Annotated in this window: 10 protein-coding genes and 2 pseudogenes; 5 read left to right on the top strand and 7 right to left on the bottom strand. The window is 63.9% G+C overall.

What is annotated here, in order from left to right; translation table 11 throughout:
- Window positions 1-125: 125 nt before the first annotated feature.
- A complete protein-coding gene (locus XBLMG947_RS07545; RefSeq protein WP_065467392.1) occupies window positions 126-1,037 on the top strand; it encodes a CorA family divalent cation transporter in 912 nt (303 codons plus the stop codon).
- A 58-nt stretch (window positions 1,038-1,095) separates the two neighbouring features.
- Here XBLMG947_RS07545 and XBLMG947_RS07540 read toward each other — a convergent pair whose 3' ends face one another.
- Window positions 1,096-1,317 carry a hypothetical protein gene (locus XBLMG947_RS07540; protein ID WP_083992944.1) on the bottom strand — a complete coding sequence of 74 codons (222 nt, stop codon included), beginning with the start codon at window positions 1,315-1,317 and terminating at the stop codon, window positions 1,096-1,098.
- A gap of 115 nt (window positions 1,318-1,432) precedes the next feature.
- Complete coding sequence (locus XBLMG947_RS07535) at window positions 1,433-2,131, bottom strand: AIM24 family protein (RefSeq protein ID WP_065467388.1); 699 nt, start codon at window positions 2,129-2,131, stop codon at window positions 1,433-1,435.
- Window positions 2,132-2,410: 279 nt separating this feature from the next.
- Here XBLMG947_RS07535 and XBLMG947_RS23160 point away from each other — a divergent pair, with 279 nt between their 5' ends.
- On the top strand, window positions 2,411-3,919 hold the full coding sequence (locus XBLMG947_RS23160; protein WP_209437469.1) for a type III effector: 1,509 nt from the start codon (window positions 2,411-2,413) through the stop codon (window positions 3,917-3,919).
- A gap of 50 nt (window positions 3,920-3,969) precedes the next feature.
- On the opposite strand, the gene treA is transcribed toward XBLMG947_RS23160, so the two are convergent.
- Window positions 3,970-5,643 (bottom strand): alpha,alpha-trehalase TreA, encoded by a 1,674-nt coding sequence (treA, locus tag XBLMG947_RS07530; RefSeq protein WP_065467386.1) that lies wholly within the window; start codon window positions 5,641-5,643, stop codon window positions 3,970-3,972.
- Window positions 5,644-5,910: 267 nt separating this feature from the next.
- Window positions 5,911-6,156, bottom strand: a pseudogene (locus XBLMG947_RS07525) (DUF72 domain-containing protein); the annotation flags it as partial.
- On the opposite strand from XBLMG947_RS07525, the pseudogene XBLMG947_RS07520 reads away from it, so the two are divergent.
- Window positions 6,140-6,442: pseudogene (locus tag XBLMG947_RS07520) on the top strand (endonuclease); the annotation flags it as partial. The pseudogenes XBLMG947_RS07525 and XBLMG947_RS07520 overlap by 17 nt on opposite strands.
- A gap of 367 nt (window positions 6,443-6,809) precedes the next feature.
- On the top strand, window positions 6,810-7,814 hold the full coding sequence (locus XBLMG947_RS07515; RefSeq protein ID WP_065467382.1) for a hypothetical protein: 1,005 nt from the start codon (window positions 6,810-6,812) through the stop codon (window positions 7,812-7,814).
- Between the two features lie 37 nt (window positions 7,815-7,851).
- Here the strand turns inward: XBLMG947_RS07515 and XBLMG947_RS07510 are convergent, their stop codons facing one another.
- Window positions 7,852-8,781, bottom strand: a complete 930-nt coding sequence (locus tag XBLMG947_RS07510; protein ID WP_065467380.1) for a GAF domain-containing protein — start codon at window positions 8,779-8,781, stop codon at window positions 7,852-7,854.
- Window positions 8,782-9,333: 552 nt separating this feature from the next.
- Complete coding sequence (locus tag XBLMG947_RS07505) at window positions 9,334-12,213, bottom strand: M16 family metallopeptidase (RefSeq protein WP_065467378.1); 2,880 nt, start codon at window positions 12,211-12,213, stop codon at window positions 9,334-9,336.
- A 58-nt stretch (window positions 12,214-12,271) separates the two neighbouring features.
- Between XBLMG947_RS07505 and XBLMG947_RS07500 the strand changes: the two genes are divergently transcribed.
- Window positions 12,272-15,049: a PAS domain S-box protein gene (locus tag XBLMG947_RS07500; protein ID WP_425479258.1), complete on the top strand. Its 2,778-nt coding sequence runs from the start codon at window positions 12,272-12,274 to the stop codon at window positions 15,047-15,049.
- A gap of 175 nt (window positions 15,050-15,224) precedes the next feature.
- On the opposite strand, the gene XBLMG947_RS07495 is transcribed toward XBLMG947_RS07500, so the two are convergent.
- The gene (locus tag XBLMG947_RS07495; RefSeq protein ID WP_065467374.1) at window positions 15,225-16,112 is read right to left on the bottom strand and encodes an SDR family oxidoreductase; all 888 of its coding nucleotides are present in this window, start codon (window positions 16,110-16,112) and stop codon (window positions 15,225-15,227) included.
- Window positions 16,113-16,281: the final 169 nt, after the last annotated feature.

Below are 16,281 nucleotides of genomic sequence, written 5' to 3'. Positions count from 1 at the left end.
CAGCAGGGCGATGGCATCCGTGACCAGGCACGGTCATCGTCGCCGTCGACAGATGGACATGTGCCGGCGTTGACGCCATGGTGGACGCGGAGGATGCTTGGGCTCTTTCATCTGCCGGCCGATGCATGATCACGATCCACCCGATTGCCGGAACCCAGCACACCCAAGGGTGTTGGATCGACCTGTGCCAGCCGAGCCCGCAGGAGTTGGCCCAGGCCGCTGAGCAGGTGGGGTTTACGTTGCCCGATCGTGCGGCGATCGGCGAGATCGAATTCAGCAGCCGGGTGCGGCGCCAGGGCGATGTGTTGTTCCTCAATGTGCCGCGGTTCCAGGACGAGGACGTCCCCACCGCACCGCTGGGGTTTGCGCTGTCGCCCACCATGCTGGTGACCTTGCGCGAGCAGCGCATCGGCTCGTTGGACGCGTTGACCGCGCGGTTGGAACACGAGCCCTGCCATCGTTCGGACGATTTGCTGCTACGCATGTTCGATCAACTGATTGGGCGTCTGGCAGACCGACTCGAGGCGCTCGAAGCGGCGGTCACCGAGACCACGCGGCAGGTGTTCGACAGCCCACACAAGACCCGTGATCTGGAGCACATGCTGCATCAGGTCGGCGACATGGGCCGCCAGCTCGGCGGCCTGCACAACGCCGGGCAGGGCCTGCTGCGTCTGGTCACCTATCTCGATGGCGCCGCCCCGGATTGGTTCGGCGCCGATGCGGCCAAACGCATCACCTTGCTGCACAAGGACCTGACCACCTTGAGCGAATTCCAGCAGCACATGGACGACCGGATCGAGTTCCTGCTCGACAGCGTGTTGGGCATGATCAACATGGATCAGAACAACGTGATGAAGGTGATGGCGGTGGCGTCGGTCGTCGGCATCCCGCCCACCGTGCTGGTCGGCATCTGGGGCATGAACTTCGCCTACATGCCCGAACTCAAGGGCCACGACCACTACTTCTGGGCGTTGGGCGCGATCGCGCTGAGCGTGGTGATTCCGCTGGCGTGGTTTCGCAAGCGTGGATGGGTGTGATGCGGTGCTGTGGCCGATAGCGATCCGGCTGCCGAAGCTGTGCTGCGTCGATGCGACGCTAGCGTTTTAGGTCGGCGAAGATCAGGCCATACAGACGATCGGTGATCTTCGCGGCGCGGTCGTTTCGTCGACAGGAGGTCGCATGTCCGGTCGAGCGCAGATGCGATTCGCTCTCTTTGATGCCGTCTGGGCCGACATAGCGCCAACGGTCCATGCCATCGCAGTTGCAAGCCCATTCCGGAGACTGCACTGCGCCGAACACCGCCAGCACGACGACCATGCAGGCCAGCATCACGCCTGTGATGCCCCATCGCCAGACGCTCTTTCTCATCTGAGTGGCAACCGATCGCGGCAGGTATCGTCCAGCCACGCAGCGCGCAGCTGGGCGCCGATCATCAGCCCTTGGACTGCTGGAAGCTGGCTTCTTCGTACGGCTGCACCACCACCCAGCCTTCGCCGGCAAAGCGCATCTGCAGGCTTTCGCCCGAGCCGCGGCCGAACAGCGTGCCAATCGAGACATCGGTCACCAGCTCCGGTGTCAGCGTGCCCGACCAGGCCACGGTGGCGTTGGGGTCGGTGAACACTGGGCCGCTGGCGGCAGTGACCGGCAGCGTCAGCGGCTCGTAGTGCGAGGTGATCGCCACGATGCCGTGGCCGCCCAGGCGCACGTTGAACAGGCCGCCCGAGAGCATGCCGGCCACTTTGCGCATCATGGTGATCTTGTGTTCGACGCCGGATTCGAACGCCAGCACATCGTTGCCGTTGACGAAGATCGCCTCGCCATTCAAGCGCAGCAGCGTGACCAGCTTGCCGAGGTCGGCCAGATACACGCGGCCCTGGCCTTCGGCCTTCATCAGCTGCATGCCTTCGCCGCTGACGGCTTTTTTCAGCATGTTGCCCAGGCCCTGTTCCAGCAAGCCCTCGCGGGTGAACTTGACGTTGCCGGTACGCGCGACCATGGCGCCTGCCTTGGACCACACCATGCCGTTGAGGCGCACTTCCAGCAGATGCGGGTTTTCCAGTTCGAACGGATCGGCGCTGACGTCCTTTTCCTTGGAATGGGCGAGAAAGTCGTTGAGCGTGCGTACGGCCATGGTCCGTCCTGGAATGAAAGAGTGCGCATGATACGCGGCGGTTCGATGAGGCGCCTGCGTTCGTAGACTCCGACGCAAAGAATGCAGGCCATCTCGACGGCGCAGAGACGAGTACGTTCGCTCAAGTTGATGGATTTGCGCATGCAATGGCACATTTCTACGTGGGAGATTTATTCTTTATTCGCTGATCTATTATTAAGCGGATCGTAAAAATTTTAATTATAAAGTCAATATAATAAATAATATATTATGGATATTAGAAATAACCCTCAGAGGTCTATGAATTTTTCCAATGCTAATGAAGGTATTGTTAGCGATGCATCTTCTTCCTCAGTCGAAGGCCTTCCTGGCAAGGATTTAAATTCTGAGAAATTTCATTTTGAAGGTTTAGGTACTGCTCCCAGACGTGCATCTCCTGGCTATTCTGAAAGTCGCACGATGCAATTAAAGGGCGGATTAAGCAGTAAGCAACAATGTGATCTTCATTCAGAAAAAAAGCGTGTCAATTGGACTCGGGCGTCTGGAGTTTTCGGTAAAATTGGACACAAGATTGAATCCTTATTGGGTATGCGGGATCCCGAATCTCGCGTTCAGGCTTTCGTCGCATTTATGGCTGATGGAAACGGTCGGCCGGGTGCAACGATCCTCGATCTAGGCGATGGCTGGATGAGGGCTACGCGTGTTGTCAATGAAAAAACAGCCTTGATCGACTTCCGCTGCGACGAAGATGGACAAGTGGTAGATGCACGACATCCCGGTAAGTTCCCGCTGCTCCCAGAAGGAAAAGGGCGGGAAGCCTTTGAGACAGTACTTCAGGAGCTAAAATTTAGAGGTGCTGATGCACTGCGTAGTGTTCCTGTGTATTACGTCAACAGGAATACGCGGGGTTACGTGATTCCTACGCATGGTTACGTCGTTGCTGGTGACCCAAACCGGGGACGTAAAAGCGGTGCAACTTTATATGGAGTTGGGGGCGATCCGAAACGTGGCCCTGTTGTTCTCGATGACAAGCTGCTCGCTCGCCTTGTCGCTAGGGTAAATGCGAAGGTCGGCTTCAAGTTGTCGGAGCCTATCCGGGCAGCGATTTCTACACTAGCTGGTGAGTCCTTTGCTAGTCGCGAGGAATTTTACAATGCATATTCTCGAGCCAGGGGAGGGGCAGTCGATCGGTTGGTGCTGAATGCTGAGATTTCTTCCATATATCGTCTTTTGCCCATGTCTACGATGGAAATGTGGCCAAAAATTGCCGATGATTACCGAGCCGCAAAGCCAGCCGCACCCGAGCGGGATCTTAGAGCGTTTGAGAGCTTTCCCAAAGGTATCCGGCGCAAGGTTAGGCTGAAGAAAATACGTGAGATAGATAGTATTGACTTATTAGAAGCCAAGCGACAATTCATGCTTCATCGTCTTTACCAGGACGAGCTGCTGGGTCGCAATGGAACCGGGATCCCCTCCGAACTCTCTGAACCGAGAGCTACCCCCCAGATTCGCGATCATCTGGTCGCATCCACCCTAAGATTTAAGCGGCTGCCACCTCATCAATCTGACAAGGTAGGAAATTGCAATACCGGTGCATCATCTCTTTTGCAGCGAGCGGTAGACAAATATGCTGAAAAGAATGACTCAATTCCAGAAAAAGTATCTGCAGCTAGTATTTTCGGTATTGGTTCGGGTCATCGACTAGCTATATGGGATCCACTGAAAGTCTCGTCTAATCAAAAATCTCTGGGGCCACTGACAAGGACACCAGAAGAACCTGAGACTGATGTGGGTACCTCCGGTGGATAGCCGAACTGTTTGCTTCCCACCCTCTCTATAAGGAGGGTGGGTCCAAACATTCAGCGCGTTGCCGCTTCGGGCTTGCGCACACGCTTTGCCGGCGCCGCCTTGGCCACCTTCCCTGGATACAAGTTCAACAGCATCAGGGTGACGCCATTTGTCCAGCCGAAGCCGTCCTGCAAGGCGTATTCGCCACCGCCGCCGCCCGCCGCATCGGTTTCCAGTCCGTATTTTTCAACGAGCTTGTGTTCGCGTGCGAACAGCGCCTGCACCTGGGCGAGGAAGCGCTCGCCGATGGTGCGTGCCAGCGCGTCTTCGCCGTAGCGGCGCAGGCCGTCCACGGCCACCCATTGCAGCGGCGCCCAGCCATTGGGCTCGTCCCATTGCTGGCCGGTCTTGACTGCGGTAGTGGCCAGGCCACCCGGGCGCAGCAGCGTGTTGCGCATGGTGCTGGCGGTGCGCTTGGCGTGATCGTCCGAGGCCAGGCCGGCGAACAGCGGGTACAGTGCTGCGGCGGTGACCTGAGTACTCAGCGTGCGCGTCTGCCAGTCGTAGTCGGCGTAATAACCTGCTGCATTCCACAGATGCGCATCGATGGCCTGCTTGCGTTGCTGTGCGAGTGCGGCGTAATCGCGCGTACACTCCGCGCCCGGCTGCGCGCAGGCCTGGGCCAGGGTGCGCTCCAGGTGATACAGCAGGCTGTTGAGGTCGATCGGGATGATCGCGGTGGTGCGGATGGTGCGCAGGTTCTGGCCGTCGGCCAGCCAGCGGCTGGTGTAATCCCAGCCGCTCTCGGCGCCGGCACGCAGATCGCGGTAGACCTCGGCGGCCGGGCGGTCTTTGACCTCGGCAGCCGTGCGGGTGTCGTGCAGCCAGGCTTCCGGGCGCGGGGTGTCGCGCTCGTCCCAATAGCGGTTGAGCACGCTGCCATCGGCCAGGCGCACCACGTGGCGCGCCGCTTGGCCGGGCTGCACGTCATCGCTGCCCTGCATCCAGTAGGCGTATTCCTTTTGCATCTGCGGCAGGTAGCGCTGATAGACCGCCTCGCCTTCCACGCTGGCCTGCAGCTCGACCATGTAGGAGAAGAACGGCGGCTGCGAGCGGCTGAGGTAATAGGTGCGGTTCCCGTTGGGAATATGCCCGTAGGTGTCGATCAGGTAGGCGAAGTTGTCCAGCATCTGGCGGCTGAGCGTGGTCTCGCCGCTCTTCACCAGGCCGAGCATGGTGAAGTAGGAATCCCAGTAGTACACCTCGCGGAAGCGCCCGCCCGGCACCACGTACGGGTGCGGCAGCGCCAGCAGGCTGCTGTGCGGCGGCACGTGGGTCTGGTTGCGCACCAGCTTGGGCCACAGCAGATCGATGTGCTCGCGCAGCGCGGTGTCCTGGCGGATCGCGTCGGTCTGCACCGGCGGCGATTCTTCGAAATTGGCGTCAACAAACTTGCGCAGATCGAAACCCGGGTGATCGTGCTGCGCCAGATAGTCGGCATTGATCAGGGCCGGGTCGCGCAGCGGCAGGAAGTCGACGAAGTGTTTCTGGTCGTCGAACAGTTCGCCGCTCTGCACGGCCTGGAACAGTTCCGGGTAGGCCAGGTCGGGCGTGGGCGGCGTGGGCGCCGGCGCATTGACCACCGGTGTGTCCAGCGGCGCGGCTGTCAGCGTGCCCGGCGCAACAAACATGCTCAGCGACAGGCCAAGCAGCGACGTGCAGCACGGGGGCGCGGCAGAACTCATGACATCTCCAGAACGTGCAGTGGCGTAGGGCATGGTAAACGACCGAAGTGGCGGGCGGGACCGAACGAGGTGCCGGCACGCCGACAGGCTTCGCACGGGAACGACTGGATTCAGCAAGCGACCCCGGCGTCTTGCCGCAACCTGCGTCGCTTCAGGCGTATCGGCGCCAATCCAGGCACTTGAATGGTGGCGCGCCTGCGTCCGTGCACCCTGCCGCTGCAAGATGCGCGCCACCGGTCTGTGTCGGATTGCCGCCGCCTACCCGCGCTAGCGCCTTCGGTCGGCGCCAAGCAAACGCTGCAATTGCAGCGCATTGGGAATCGCCCACCCGGCTGCGGTGTTGTCGAAGATCCCCCGGCGTTCGGCCAGCGGCTGCGGGGTGTCGGGTGGGCGGGCGCGCACCGCGGCGGCCAGTGTCTGCAATGCGGTGCGCTCATCACTGCTGTAGTAGACGCGCGGCACGCCATGCCAGCGCCAATACAGCGGTACCGCCGGGCCTGGAATGCTGGCCGCCGACGCATTGCTCGACCAGACCATCTTTGTCGGCGTGGGCAACATCAACAAGAACGAAGTGCTGCAGCGCATCCGTCCGCAGCGCGCGGTGGGCGCGCGACGACAGTTGCGATTTCTACACCTGGAAAAAGCCCTCGTGCTGAAGAAGCATTACCAGGTGCATACCAAGACCAGCTGCCCGCGCGATGGTGCGCCACTGCAGTACCGCAAGCATCTGGGCAAGGCCGCGTGCCGTGCGTTTTTCTGCGAGGTGTGCCAGCGGTTGTACCGCGCCGCCGAAGCATGATGTGTGCAGTGGCGCGCCCTGGAAAGCGGTGCTGGCCTTGGGGTGTCGATCGCTTGTTGATGGGTTTGCGACAGGTAGGCCTGGCATGCACGCGCGCCTGCGCATCTGATAACAGGCGCTCACCTTTCCCTCCTACTTTCTTGACTGCGTTCTACCGGATACGGTCAGTGGACGCGCCATCCCTTGCGCACCTTATCCGCCAATCCACGCGCGCCTACCTGCGGCTCAATGTGAATGGCGGCTGGTCCTTTCCGGCCAAACAACGAATTACAAACGCGTGCGCGCGCCGCGCCCGCTAGATTTGCGCGTCGCACACCGGGGTTCATGGTGTGGCATCCGCACTCTCATCTCATCGGTCTCCCGCATTGTGATTACCCGCAGGAAGGAAGCGCTTGTCCCGCATGTCGCCGCTGCCGCATGCACGGGCGCCATCCTGTTCTTTCTTGCCTGCCTGTTGCTGTACATGCCGCCTCCGCGCGAAACAGCGCAACACGACGACAGGTTGCAGGTGTATTTCCTGCCGCGGCCGCAACAAACGCCTCCGGCACCGCAGGCACCGCAGCAGGAGCCCGAGCGTAAACCGCGTGCCGCCTCCGCCTCCGCATCGGCTGCACGCACGGCACCGCCACCGACGCGCACTCCGCCTCCGCTGCGGCAGGTGGCTGCGGCCAATGCGCCGGCCAGCGACTCCATGTCGGCCCAGCTGTATACCGGCGAGGGACGCCTGCGCATGGCGCAAGTCGACCCGATGGCGCAGACCGGCAACGCGGCGCCGCCGGGCATGACCGATGAGCGCGCGCAGGCCAAGGCGCGCAATGTGATGGAACGGGTCAATCCGGTGCAGTACCAGGAAACCCGCTTCGCCAAGGACTGGAAGAGCGACGGCACGCTGGGCGATGTGGCGATGCAGGAAATGAATCGCGGCATGAAAAAGTTCAACGACATGCTCAATGGACCGCAGACGCAGGTCGCCAAGGCGCGGCCGCCGCCGGACGTGCGCTTCAATCCCGCGCTAGCCGGCAATCAGGCCGACATGGGGAGCGAGGCGACCGGCGATGCCTATAAATCGGCGCCGATCGCGCACGAAACGTTGCCCGACCTCAAGGGCGAAGCCAGTCGTCGCATCCGCGAGGCGTTGGCGGCGCTGGAACAGCGCAGTGCGCGTTGCGATGCATCCAAGCGCGCCTCGCTGTTGTCGCCGGTGCGCACGCATCTGTCGGATCTGGAACGCGCCGAGCATGCCTTGAACAATGGCGCCGACCCGGTGATGGCGGCACAGATGCTGCCGCGCCAGGCCGACAGCGCCTACGATCTGGCGCGCCGCGCGCTGTGGTACGCCGATCGCCAGTTGAAGCAGTGCGCGATGGGATGAGGGGACGCGCGCGAAGAAGCGGATCGGTTCGCAGGCCTCAGGCCAGGCTCTGCCGGTAACGATCCTTTTCTGCGCTCAGCGCGATCTCGGCGCGTAGAAACACCTGGCCGATGGCTTCGTCCGGGCGCGTGGATTGCGCTTCGCCCAACAAGACCGTCAGGCCCAGCGCATGTTGTTGCTGGGCGATCTCGCGCAGGCGTTGCAAGGTGCGCTCGGCGTCCGGGCCGCGCAGCACGGCGATGAATTCCGCACTTTCGGTGACGCGGTCGATGCTGTTGCCGGGCCCTTGCACCAATGCCGCGAACGCTTGGTCGAGCTGCTGCAAAGTGCGCCCGAGCAGGCGCTCGCTCTGGCGTTCGGCCAGTGCAGCCAATTCCTGCACTTCCAGAATCACCAGGTGGTAGCCGGTGTCGGCAACGGCCTGGCTGGCGATCGGGGCGACCGGTCGCAGGATGGCGTCGCGCTCGCTTTGCAGTTCGCGCTTGCGTTCGTCGAGCAGGCGCATGGCCACACGTGCGAGCGCCTGCAGGCCGGTGCGCTGAATGTCGGTGAGCGTGCGTGGCTCGGTGTCGAGCACGCAGACGGTGCCCAATGCCACACCCTCGTCGGTGACCAGGGGCATGCCGGCATAGAACCGCGCGCCGGTGTCGCCGGTGACCACCGAGATCTCGGCAAACCGGCTGTCATTGCGCAGGTCGGGCACTTCCATCAGCTGATCGGGGCTACGGATGGCGTGGTCGCACACCGCCTGGCTGCGGTCGGTCTGCTGCATGCCCAGGCCCAGCTGGGCCTTGAACCATTGGCGGTCGCGGTCCACCAGCGACATCAGTGCGATCGGTGTGTTGCACAGCGAGGCCGCGATCTGCACCACGTCTTGATAGGTGTCCTCCGGCAGGCTGTCGACGATGCGATAGCCGTCCAGGACTTGTTGACGGGAGGCTTCGTCAGCCAAGGGCATGTCTTTCATCGAATAAGCCAGGCAAGCACGAACGAGGAAGGCGCAAGGATACCTGCAGCGCAGGTAATGCAGCGTGGATGCTGCCACGCGGACGGCACGTGCTCATAAGCCAACGCCGCGTGAGGATCACGCCGCTCTAAAATCGTCGTTGCGTGCCGATGGGGCAGGTCGTTGCGGTGGCGAAACACAAGGCGGCCTACTCAACAGGCGCGGCATCCACAGCATGCCCTGGCGAGTGCCGTCAGGACGTATGCGGCAGGAATTGCGTGTCATCGGCTGTGCTCGCCTGACGACGACCGGCCAGTCGCATTGCTGCTTCAAAGCCACGCAGTACGACGTGCGCGCTTGCTGCGTCGACCACGTCTGCAGACACCGACCGCAGGTCAGCAGACCATGCGCCTGGGCCCCTGGCGCTGCAACAACGTGGTTTGTACCGCCACGGCTGCACGACGACCCGACAACGACTGCCGCGCTATCCACCACACGCCGGCATCAACCCAGATCCCTGCCAGCACCAGCCGCGCTGCGTGCAGCAGCGCAGCCGATGCGGCAGATGGGCGATCAGCGTTTGACCGGCTTACCGTCCACATCCAGCACCTGCACCTCACCCAGCTTGAGCGCACGCACCGGGGCTTCGATCTTCTTCAGGTCGCCGACGATCACCCAGGTCATCGCGTTGGGCTTGATGATCTCCTTGATGGCTTTCTGCGCGGCCGGCTGGTCGACCGCTTCCAGGCGTGGCTTGAGCGTTTGCACATAGTCGTCGGGGCGGTCGAACTGCACGATGCCTTCGATCGCACCCAGCACCGCGTCAGCGGTTTCGAAGCTGCCGGGCAGGGCGCGGATGCGCTGGTTCTTGATCTTCTCGATCTCATCGGTGGTCAGCGGCTTGTCGCCGACGATGGCGGTCGCTTCCTTGAAGATCTCGTTGGCCGATTCGGCGGTCTTGTCGGTCTGTACCGGTGCCGAAAACAGATACGGGCGCTGGCCCTGCGCATCCATCATGCGGGTGCCGGCGCCATAGGCCCAACGCTTGCTCTCGCGCAGATTCATGTTCAGGCGCGAGGTGAAGGTGCCGCCGAAGGCGCCGTTGGCCACACCAATGGCCAGGTTATCCGGCGCCTTGGTGGACGGGGCTAGCAGGCCGGCCAGGATCACCGACTGCGGTGCGTCCGGCCGATTGATCAGGTACACACGCGGCTTGGGCTGGGCGGCGACGTTGGCCAGGTTCTTCTTCGGCAACGCCGTGGTCGGGGCGTTCCAGTCGCCGAACACGGCATCGAGCTGCGGAATGATCTGCGCCAGCGTGGTGTCGCCGGCCACCAGGATGCGCAGGTTGTCCGGACGCAGCCACTGGCTGTGGAAATTCTGCAGATCCTGCGCGTTGAGGCTCTTGATCGCCGCCTCGGTCCCGCTGCCGGTGAGCGGGATGCCATACGGGTGCTGGCTGCCGAACAGTAACGGCGGCAGTGCGCGCAGCGCCAGGCTGTTGGGCTGGGTCTTTTCCTGCGCGATGCCGGACAGCCACTGGCCGCGGATGCGTTCGATGTCGGCGGCCTTGAAGGCCGGGTTGCGCACGATGTCGGAGAACAATTGCAGCGACGGCTGCAACTGGTCGTTGAGCGCATCCAGCGAGGCGCTGCAGCTGTCCAGATCGCAGCCCACCGCGGTGATTGCGCCCAGGCGCTGGCGGCGCTGCGCCACTTCCACCGAATCCAGTGCGGCGGTGCTCTCGTTCATCAGTGCGGCGCTGAAGCTGGCGGTGCCGAGCTTGCCGCCCTGGTCGGCGGCATAACCGGCGTCGAACAGCAGCTCCACCTGGGTGACCGGGATGGTGTGGCGCTCGGCCAGGATCACCTCGATGCCGTTCTTCAGCTTGCCGCGCTGCAGTTTGGGGAAGCTCAGGTCCGGGAACTGATCGGTCTGCGGTACGCCCTTGCTGCGGTCCAGCGTGGAGGCGGTGAGCTTGAACTTGCCCGCGGCGGGCAGCTTCGGCGCCGGCCTTCCGGCCTCTTCGCCACGTGCGATCACCGCCTTGTCTTCGGCGGCCGGGTCGAAGTCCTTGCCGGCCGGCAGCACGGTCAGCAGGTAATCGCCCTTGCCGAACCAGGTCGCCGACGCCTGCTTGACGCTGTCCACGCTAGCGCCGAGGGCGCGCTGCAGGTCTTTCTTGTAGGCGGCCGGGTCGCCGCGATAAACCTGACCTTCCGCCAGGAGCACCGCCTTGCCGGTGAAACCGCCGACCTTTTCCAGCCCGCGCACGAAGCCAGCGCGGTAGGCCACCTGCGCGCGCTGCAACTCGTCGGCAGTCGGGCCTTGGGCGATAAATTTCTTGAGTTCTTCGTCGATGACCGCTTCCACCTTGGCCGGGTCCACGCCGTCCTTCACGTCGGCCTGGATCTGCACCTGGCTGGACAGCGCGAACGGCTGCACCGAAGCGGAAACGTCGTCCACCAGGTTGTCCTGATAGACCAGGCGCTGGTACAGCCGCGAGGTCTTGCCGCCGCCAAGCACTGTGGTGGCCAGATCCAGCTGGATCATGTCGTCGGTGCCAAGCTGCGGCGCGGCCCAGGTGCGATAGATACGTGGCTGGGACACGTGGTCGTGTTGCACACCGCGCTTTTGTGCGGCCAACGGGGTGACCCACGGCTGCTGACGCGCCACCGGCTTGCCGGACGGGATATCGCCAAAGTACTGCTCGGCCTTGGCGCGCGCTTGCGCCACGGTGATGTCGCCGGCCAGCACCAGGGTGGTGTTGGCGGCGCCGTAGTTGTCGTTGAACCATTGTTTGACGTCGGCCAGCGAGGCCGCGTCCAGGTCTTCCATCGAGCCGATGGTGTCGTGCTGGTACGGGTGGTTGGCCGGGAACAGGTTGGACAGGATGTTCTGGTCCACGCGGCCATACGGGCGGTTATCGCCCTGGCGTTTTTCGTTCTGTACCACGCCGCGCTGGGTATCGAGTTCCTGCTGGCCGATGGCGCCGAGCAAGTGGCCCATGCGGTCCGATTCCAGCCACAGCGCGGTGTCCAGCGCCGTGGTCGGCACCGTTTCGAAATAGTTGGTGCGGTCGAACCAGGTGGTGCCGTTCATGTCGGTGGTGCCGACCTTTTCCAGCGGCGCGAAGAAGCTGCCCTTGTTGTTCTCCGAGCCGGAGAACATCAGGTGCTCGAACAGGTGCGCGAAGCCGGTCTTGCCGGCCGGCTCGTCGCCGGAACCGATGTGGTACCAGATGCTCACCGCCACCACCGGCGCCTTGTGGTCTTCGTGCACCACCACGGTCAGGCCGTTGGGCAGGGTGAAACGGGTATAGGCGATATCGGGAATGGCGCTGCTGGCCGCGGGCTTGGACAGGCTGGCCGGCGCGCCAGCGACGGCGGGGGCAACGGAACCGGTAGCGACGCCGAGCACACCGGCGATCAACAAGGACAGCGGACGCAGCATGTGACACTCCAGCACAGGACAAGCGGGCGAGGGTAGTGGCTGCTCGGCGGCGCCGCAAATGCTGATGGGCAGGAGGGCGTGCAGGGTTTGCTGCGGATGGAACCATGGAGGCGGCCGCCATGCGGATTGGCGCGGTCGCTTTCTAGAACCTGATCGCTGGAGCGAGCTCGGCCGCGCGTGGCTCAAGTTGCCCGTCGCCTTGCCGTTACTTGGAGCGACCCATTCTGACCAGACGCCGCCCGCCGATTACGCCATGACTGTCCTGTTGCCGCCCGTGCCGATCCCCGTCGACGACGCCTTGCGCGTGGACGCCGTGCGTCGGCTGGGAGTACTGGACACCGAGGACGAGGCCGAATTCGACGACATCGCCTGGCTGGCGGCACATGTCAGCGGCGCGCCGATGGCGCTGGTGTCGCTGCTGGATGCCGACCGCCAGTGGTTCAAGGCGCGCTGCGGCACCGATCTGGAGGGCACACCGCGCAGCGCCTCGTTCTGCGCCCACGCGATCATGGGCACCGAGCTGATGGAAGTGCCCGATGCCGAAGCCGACCCACGCTTCGCCAACAACCCGTTGGTGGTCGCTACCCCCGGCGTGCGGTCGTACGTGGGGGTGCCGTTGATCGGGCGCGAAGGTTACGCCTACGGCACTTTGTGCACGCTCAGTACCAAGCCGCGCGTGCTCGACGAGAACCAGAAGCAAGCGTTGATCCGTCTCGCGCGGCAGGCGGCCAACCAGTTGGAAGCGCGGCGCGACCGGCTGGACGCGCAGGCGCAGCGACAGACCTTGAGCAGGTTGCTGGAAGCCATGCCCGACGGGGTGGTGGCCTGCGGCACCGACGGATTGCTGCGCGAGTTCAATCACGCCGCCCGGCAATGGCATGGCACCGATCCGCGCGTGCTGCCGCCGGCGCAATGGGCGCTGCATTTCGATCTGTACACCGCCGATGGCAATCACCTGCTGCCGACCGAGGCCATCCCGCTGCTGCGCGCGTGGCGCGGCGAGCACGTACGCAATGCCGAACTGGTGATCCGTGCGACCGGCCAGCCGCCGCGCAGCGTGCTATGCAACGCAGACCCGGTGATCGGCGACAAGGGCACCGCGTTGGGCGCGGTGTGCGTGATGCACGACATCACCCAGCTCAGGGACGCTTCAGCGGCACTGGCAGGCGAACGCGCGCGGCTGCAGGCGCTGGTGGACGCTTCGCAAGACGTCGCAATCATGGCGTTCGATCCGCAGGGCCGTCTCGAACTCTTCAATCCCGGTGCCGAGCGCCTGCTCGGTTACAGCGCCGACGAGGTGCTGGGCACCTGTGCGGAACGGTTCCATCTGCCGGCCGAACTCGAACGGCATATGGCGACGCTGGCAGTAGCGCCCTCGTACGTGAAGCTGGCTGCCGCCGCCGCTGGCGATGTGCTGACCGAAGACCTCTGGACGCTGGTGCGCAAGGACGGCGATCTGCGTCGCGTGCGCCTGTGCTTCAACGTCATCCATGATGCGCAGCAAGGCCTGGCCGGGTATCTGGCGATGGCCATCGACGTCACTGCCGAATTGCAGGCGCAAGCCGCCGCGCAGCTGGCCGCCGAGCGCTTCACCGGCGCATTCGAAACAGCGCCACAAGGCATGGCGATCCTTTCGCTGGAAGGCCAATGGCGCGACGTCAATCCGGCGTTGTGCAGCATCCTGGGCTATTCGCGCGAGCAGTTGCTGCGCACGAGCTTTCAACAGATCACCCATCCCGACGATCTGGAGATAGACCGGCAATTGGTGCAGGAACTCATCGACGGCAAACGCGGCAGTTACAGCCTGGCCAAGCGCTACATCAGCCAGCAGGGCGCGGTGATCTGGGCCCAGCTGTCGGTCTCGCTGGTGCGCGATAGCAGCGGTGCGCCGGTGCATTTCGTCTCGCAGATACAGGACGTCACCGAGCGCCACGTGGCCGCCGAACGGCTGGCCGTCAGCGAAGCACGCCTGCGCGCGATCAGCGATGCCACGCCGACCTTGGTCGCCCAGTTCGATGCCAGGCAGCGCTACCTGTTCGCCAATGAAGCGCACCGCGATTGGCTCGGCGTGGCGCCTGCCAGCCTGGTCGGTCGCCATATCACCCAGGTGTTGGGTGACGGTCTCAGCACCGCCGCGCACGCTGCGTTGGCGCAGGTAGTGGCAGGGCAGCGCGCCGGTTTCGAACATGTCTTGCGTGGCGGCATCACGCCGCGCGATGTGGAAGTCACCCTGGTGCCGGAAACGCAGGGCGCTGCGACGCCGGCGCAAGGCTTCTTCCTGATGGTGCACGATGTCACTGCGCACAAGACGCTGCACCGCCTGATGCACGAGCGCGCCACCCGCGATGCATTGACCGGCTTGCCGAACCGGCATGCCTGGTCCGAAGCGCTGCAGGTGGCGGTTGCGCAGGCACAACAGCAGCAACGCGCGGTGGCGGTGATGTTCCTGGACCTGGACGGCTTCAAGCGCATCAACGATGTCTACGGCCACCGTGCCGGCGATGCGGTGCTGGTGGCGTTCGGCAGTTGCCTGCAACGCGCGGCGGGCGAGCGTTATCTGGTGGCACGCCTGGCCGGCGATGAATTCGTGGTGCTGCTGGACGATCTGCACGATCCGCAGACCGAATGCGCTGCAGTGGCAGAACGGATTCGCACCGCGGCCGCAGCGGGCGCCGTGTTCGGTGAGCAACAGCTTCCGATCCACTCAAGCATCGGCGTGGCCTGGCAACACGGCCAACAGGCCGAGGCCGCCAGCCTGATGCATGCGGCAGACGAAGCGATGTACGCGGCCAAACGTGCGCGTTCGCCGGGTGGGCAAGAAACATCCCGGCATTGATCGCGTTGCGCTGAGCGAAGAGCATCTGCCAAAGCGACTGCGCGGCCGCCAGGCAGGGACGGTCGGTGCACGTGTACCCTCCGGTGACTCCGCACCCACCTGACGACCGCTCGCGACGTTTTGTTTGCCGCTCCAACACTGCCCACAGCTGCAGGCAGGGGGCGCGTCGCTTGGCTCAGTCGCGCATCAGCGCAAGATCGGCGAGCAGGCTCGGACCGATCGGATGCCAGCCCAGTCGCTGCTGGGTCTGCGCGCCGGAGGCGGGCAGGTCGTGCGTGGCGAAGCGCGCCAGCCAGCCAAAATGCGCCTGCGCCTGTTCGAGCGGCAACGCGGCCACCGGCACGTCCAAGCCACGGCCAATGGCCTCGGCGATTTCCCGCAGCGGCACGCCTTGTTCGGCAACCGCGTGATAATTGCTGCCGGCCGTGCCTGCTTCCGCCGCCAGCCTGTACAAGCGCGCAGCATCCAGCAAGTGGGTTGCCGGCCAGCGGTTGCTGCCATCACCCACGAACGCCGAGCGCCCGGTTGCGCGCGCCAGCTCGATGAGGTTGCTGACCAGACCTTGCTTGATCTGGTCGTGTACCTGCGCAAGCCGCACCACCGACACGTTGACGCCACGCTGCAGCAACGATCCCGCGGCTTCTTCCGAGGCGGCGCGCGGTAACGCGCTCGAACTGGCGATTTTGTTGGTTTCCAACGCCGGCTCGCCCGCAATGGCATTTGCGGTGCCGGTGGTCGAGGTGATCACCAACGGGCGTTGCGAGCCGACCAGTGCCGAGCCGAGCGCGTCGATGACACGGCGGTCTGCCTCGCAATTGGCCACAAACTGCGAGAAATCGTGATTGAACGCGGTGTGGATGACGGCATCGGCCTGCGCTGCGCCCTGGCGCAGCGTGTCGAGGTCCTCGAGTGTGCCGCGCTGTACCTGTGCACCGGCTGCCACCAGCGTGGCTGCGGCAGTGTCCGAGCGTGCGAGCCCGATGACGTGGTGGCCGGCATGGAGGAGATCGGCGACGACGGCAGTGCCGATGAATCCGGTCGCGCCGGTGACGAAAATACGCATTGCGTGTGCTCTTTGAGGAAGGGGGGCGAGAGCGACCATGCTGAGAGCAATCTGCCATTTGCGAAACTCGCATTGGCCGCGCCTGCAATACGCCTGCAATAGCGGTGGATCCATGCGGCGGCTGTGCAGTCTGCTGCCATGACTGCTCGCATTTCGACGCCGCCAGGCG

It is taken from the genome of Xanthomonas bromi (assembly GCF_900092025.1).
In the GTDB taxonomy this organism is placed as follows: Bacteria; Pseudomonadota; Gammaproteobacteria; order Xanthomonadales; family Xanthomonadaceae; genus Xanthomonas; species Xanthomonas bromi.
This window is presented reverse-complemented; position numbering and strand designations above follow the sequence as displayed.

Excerpts from the sequence above, each read along its gene's own strand:
- XBLMG947_RS07545 (WP_065467392.1), top strand. The coding sequence starts at position 126 with ATGATCACGATCCACCCGATTGCCGGAACCCAGCACACCCAAGGGTGT.
- XBLMG947_RS07540 (WP_083992944.1), bottom strand. The coding sequence starts at position 1,317 with ATGGTCGTCGTGCTGGCGGTGTTCGGCGCAGTGCAGTCTCCGGAATGG.
- XBLMG947_RS07535 (WP_065467388.1), bottom strand. The coding sequence starts at position 2,131 with ATGGCCGTACGCACGCTCAACGACTTTCTCGCCCATTCCAAGGAAAAG.
- XBLMG947_RS23160 (WP_209437469.1), top strand. The coding sequence starts at position 2,411 with ATGAATTTTTCCAATGCTAATGAAGGTATTGTTAGCGATGCATCTTCT.
- treA (WP_065467386.1), bottom strand. The coding sequence starts at position 5,643 with ATGAGTTCTGCCGCGCCCCCGTGCTGCACGTCGCTGCTTGGCCTGTCG.
- XBLMG947_RS07510 (WP_065467380.1), bottom strand. The coding sequence starts at position 8,781 with ATGAAAGACATGCCCTTGGCTGACGAAGCCTCCCGTCAACAAGTCCTG.
- XBLMG947_RS07505 (WP_065467378.1), bottom strand. The coding sequence starts at position 12,213 with ATGCTGCGTCCGCTGTCCTTGTTGATCGCCGGTGTGCTCGGCGTCGCT.
- XBLMG947_RS07500 (WP_425479258.1), top strand. The coding sequence starts at position 12,272 with ATGCTGATGGGCAGGAGGGCGTGCAGGGTTTGCTGCGGATGGAACCAT.
- XBLMG947_RS07495 (WP_065467374.1), bottom strand. The coding sequence starts at position 16,112 with ATGCGTATTTTCGTCACCGGCGCGACCGGATTCATCGGCACTGCCGTC.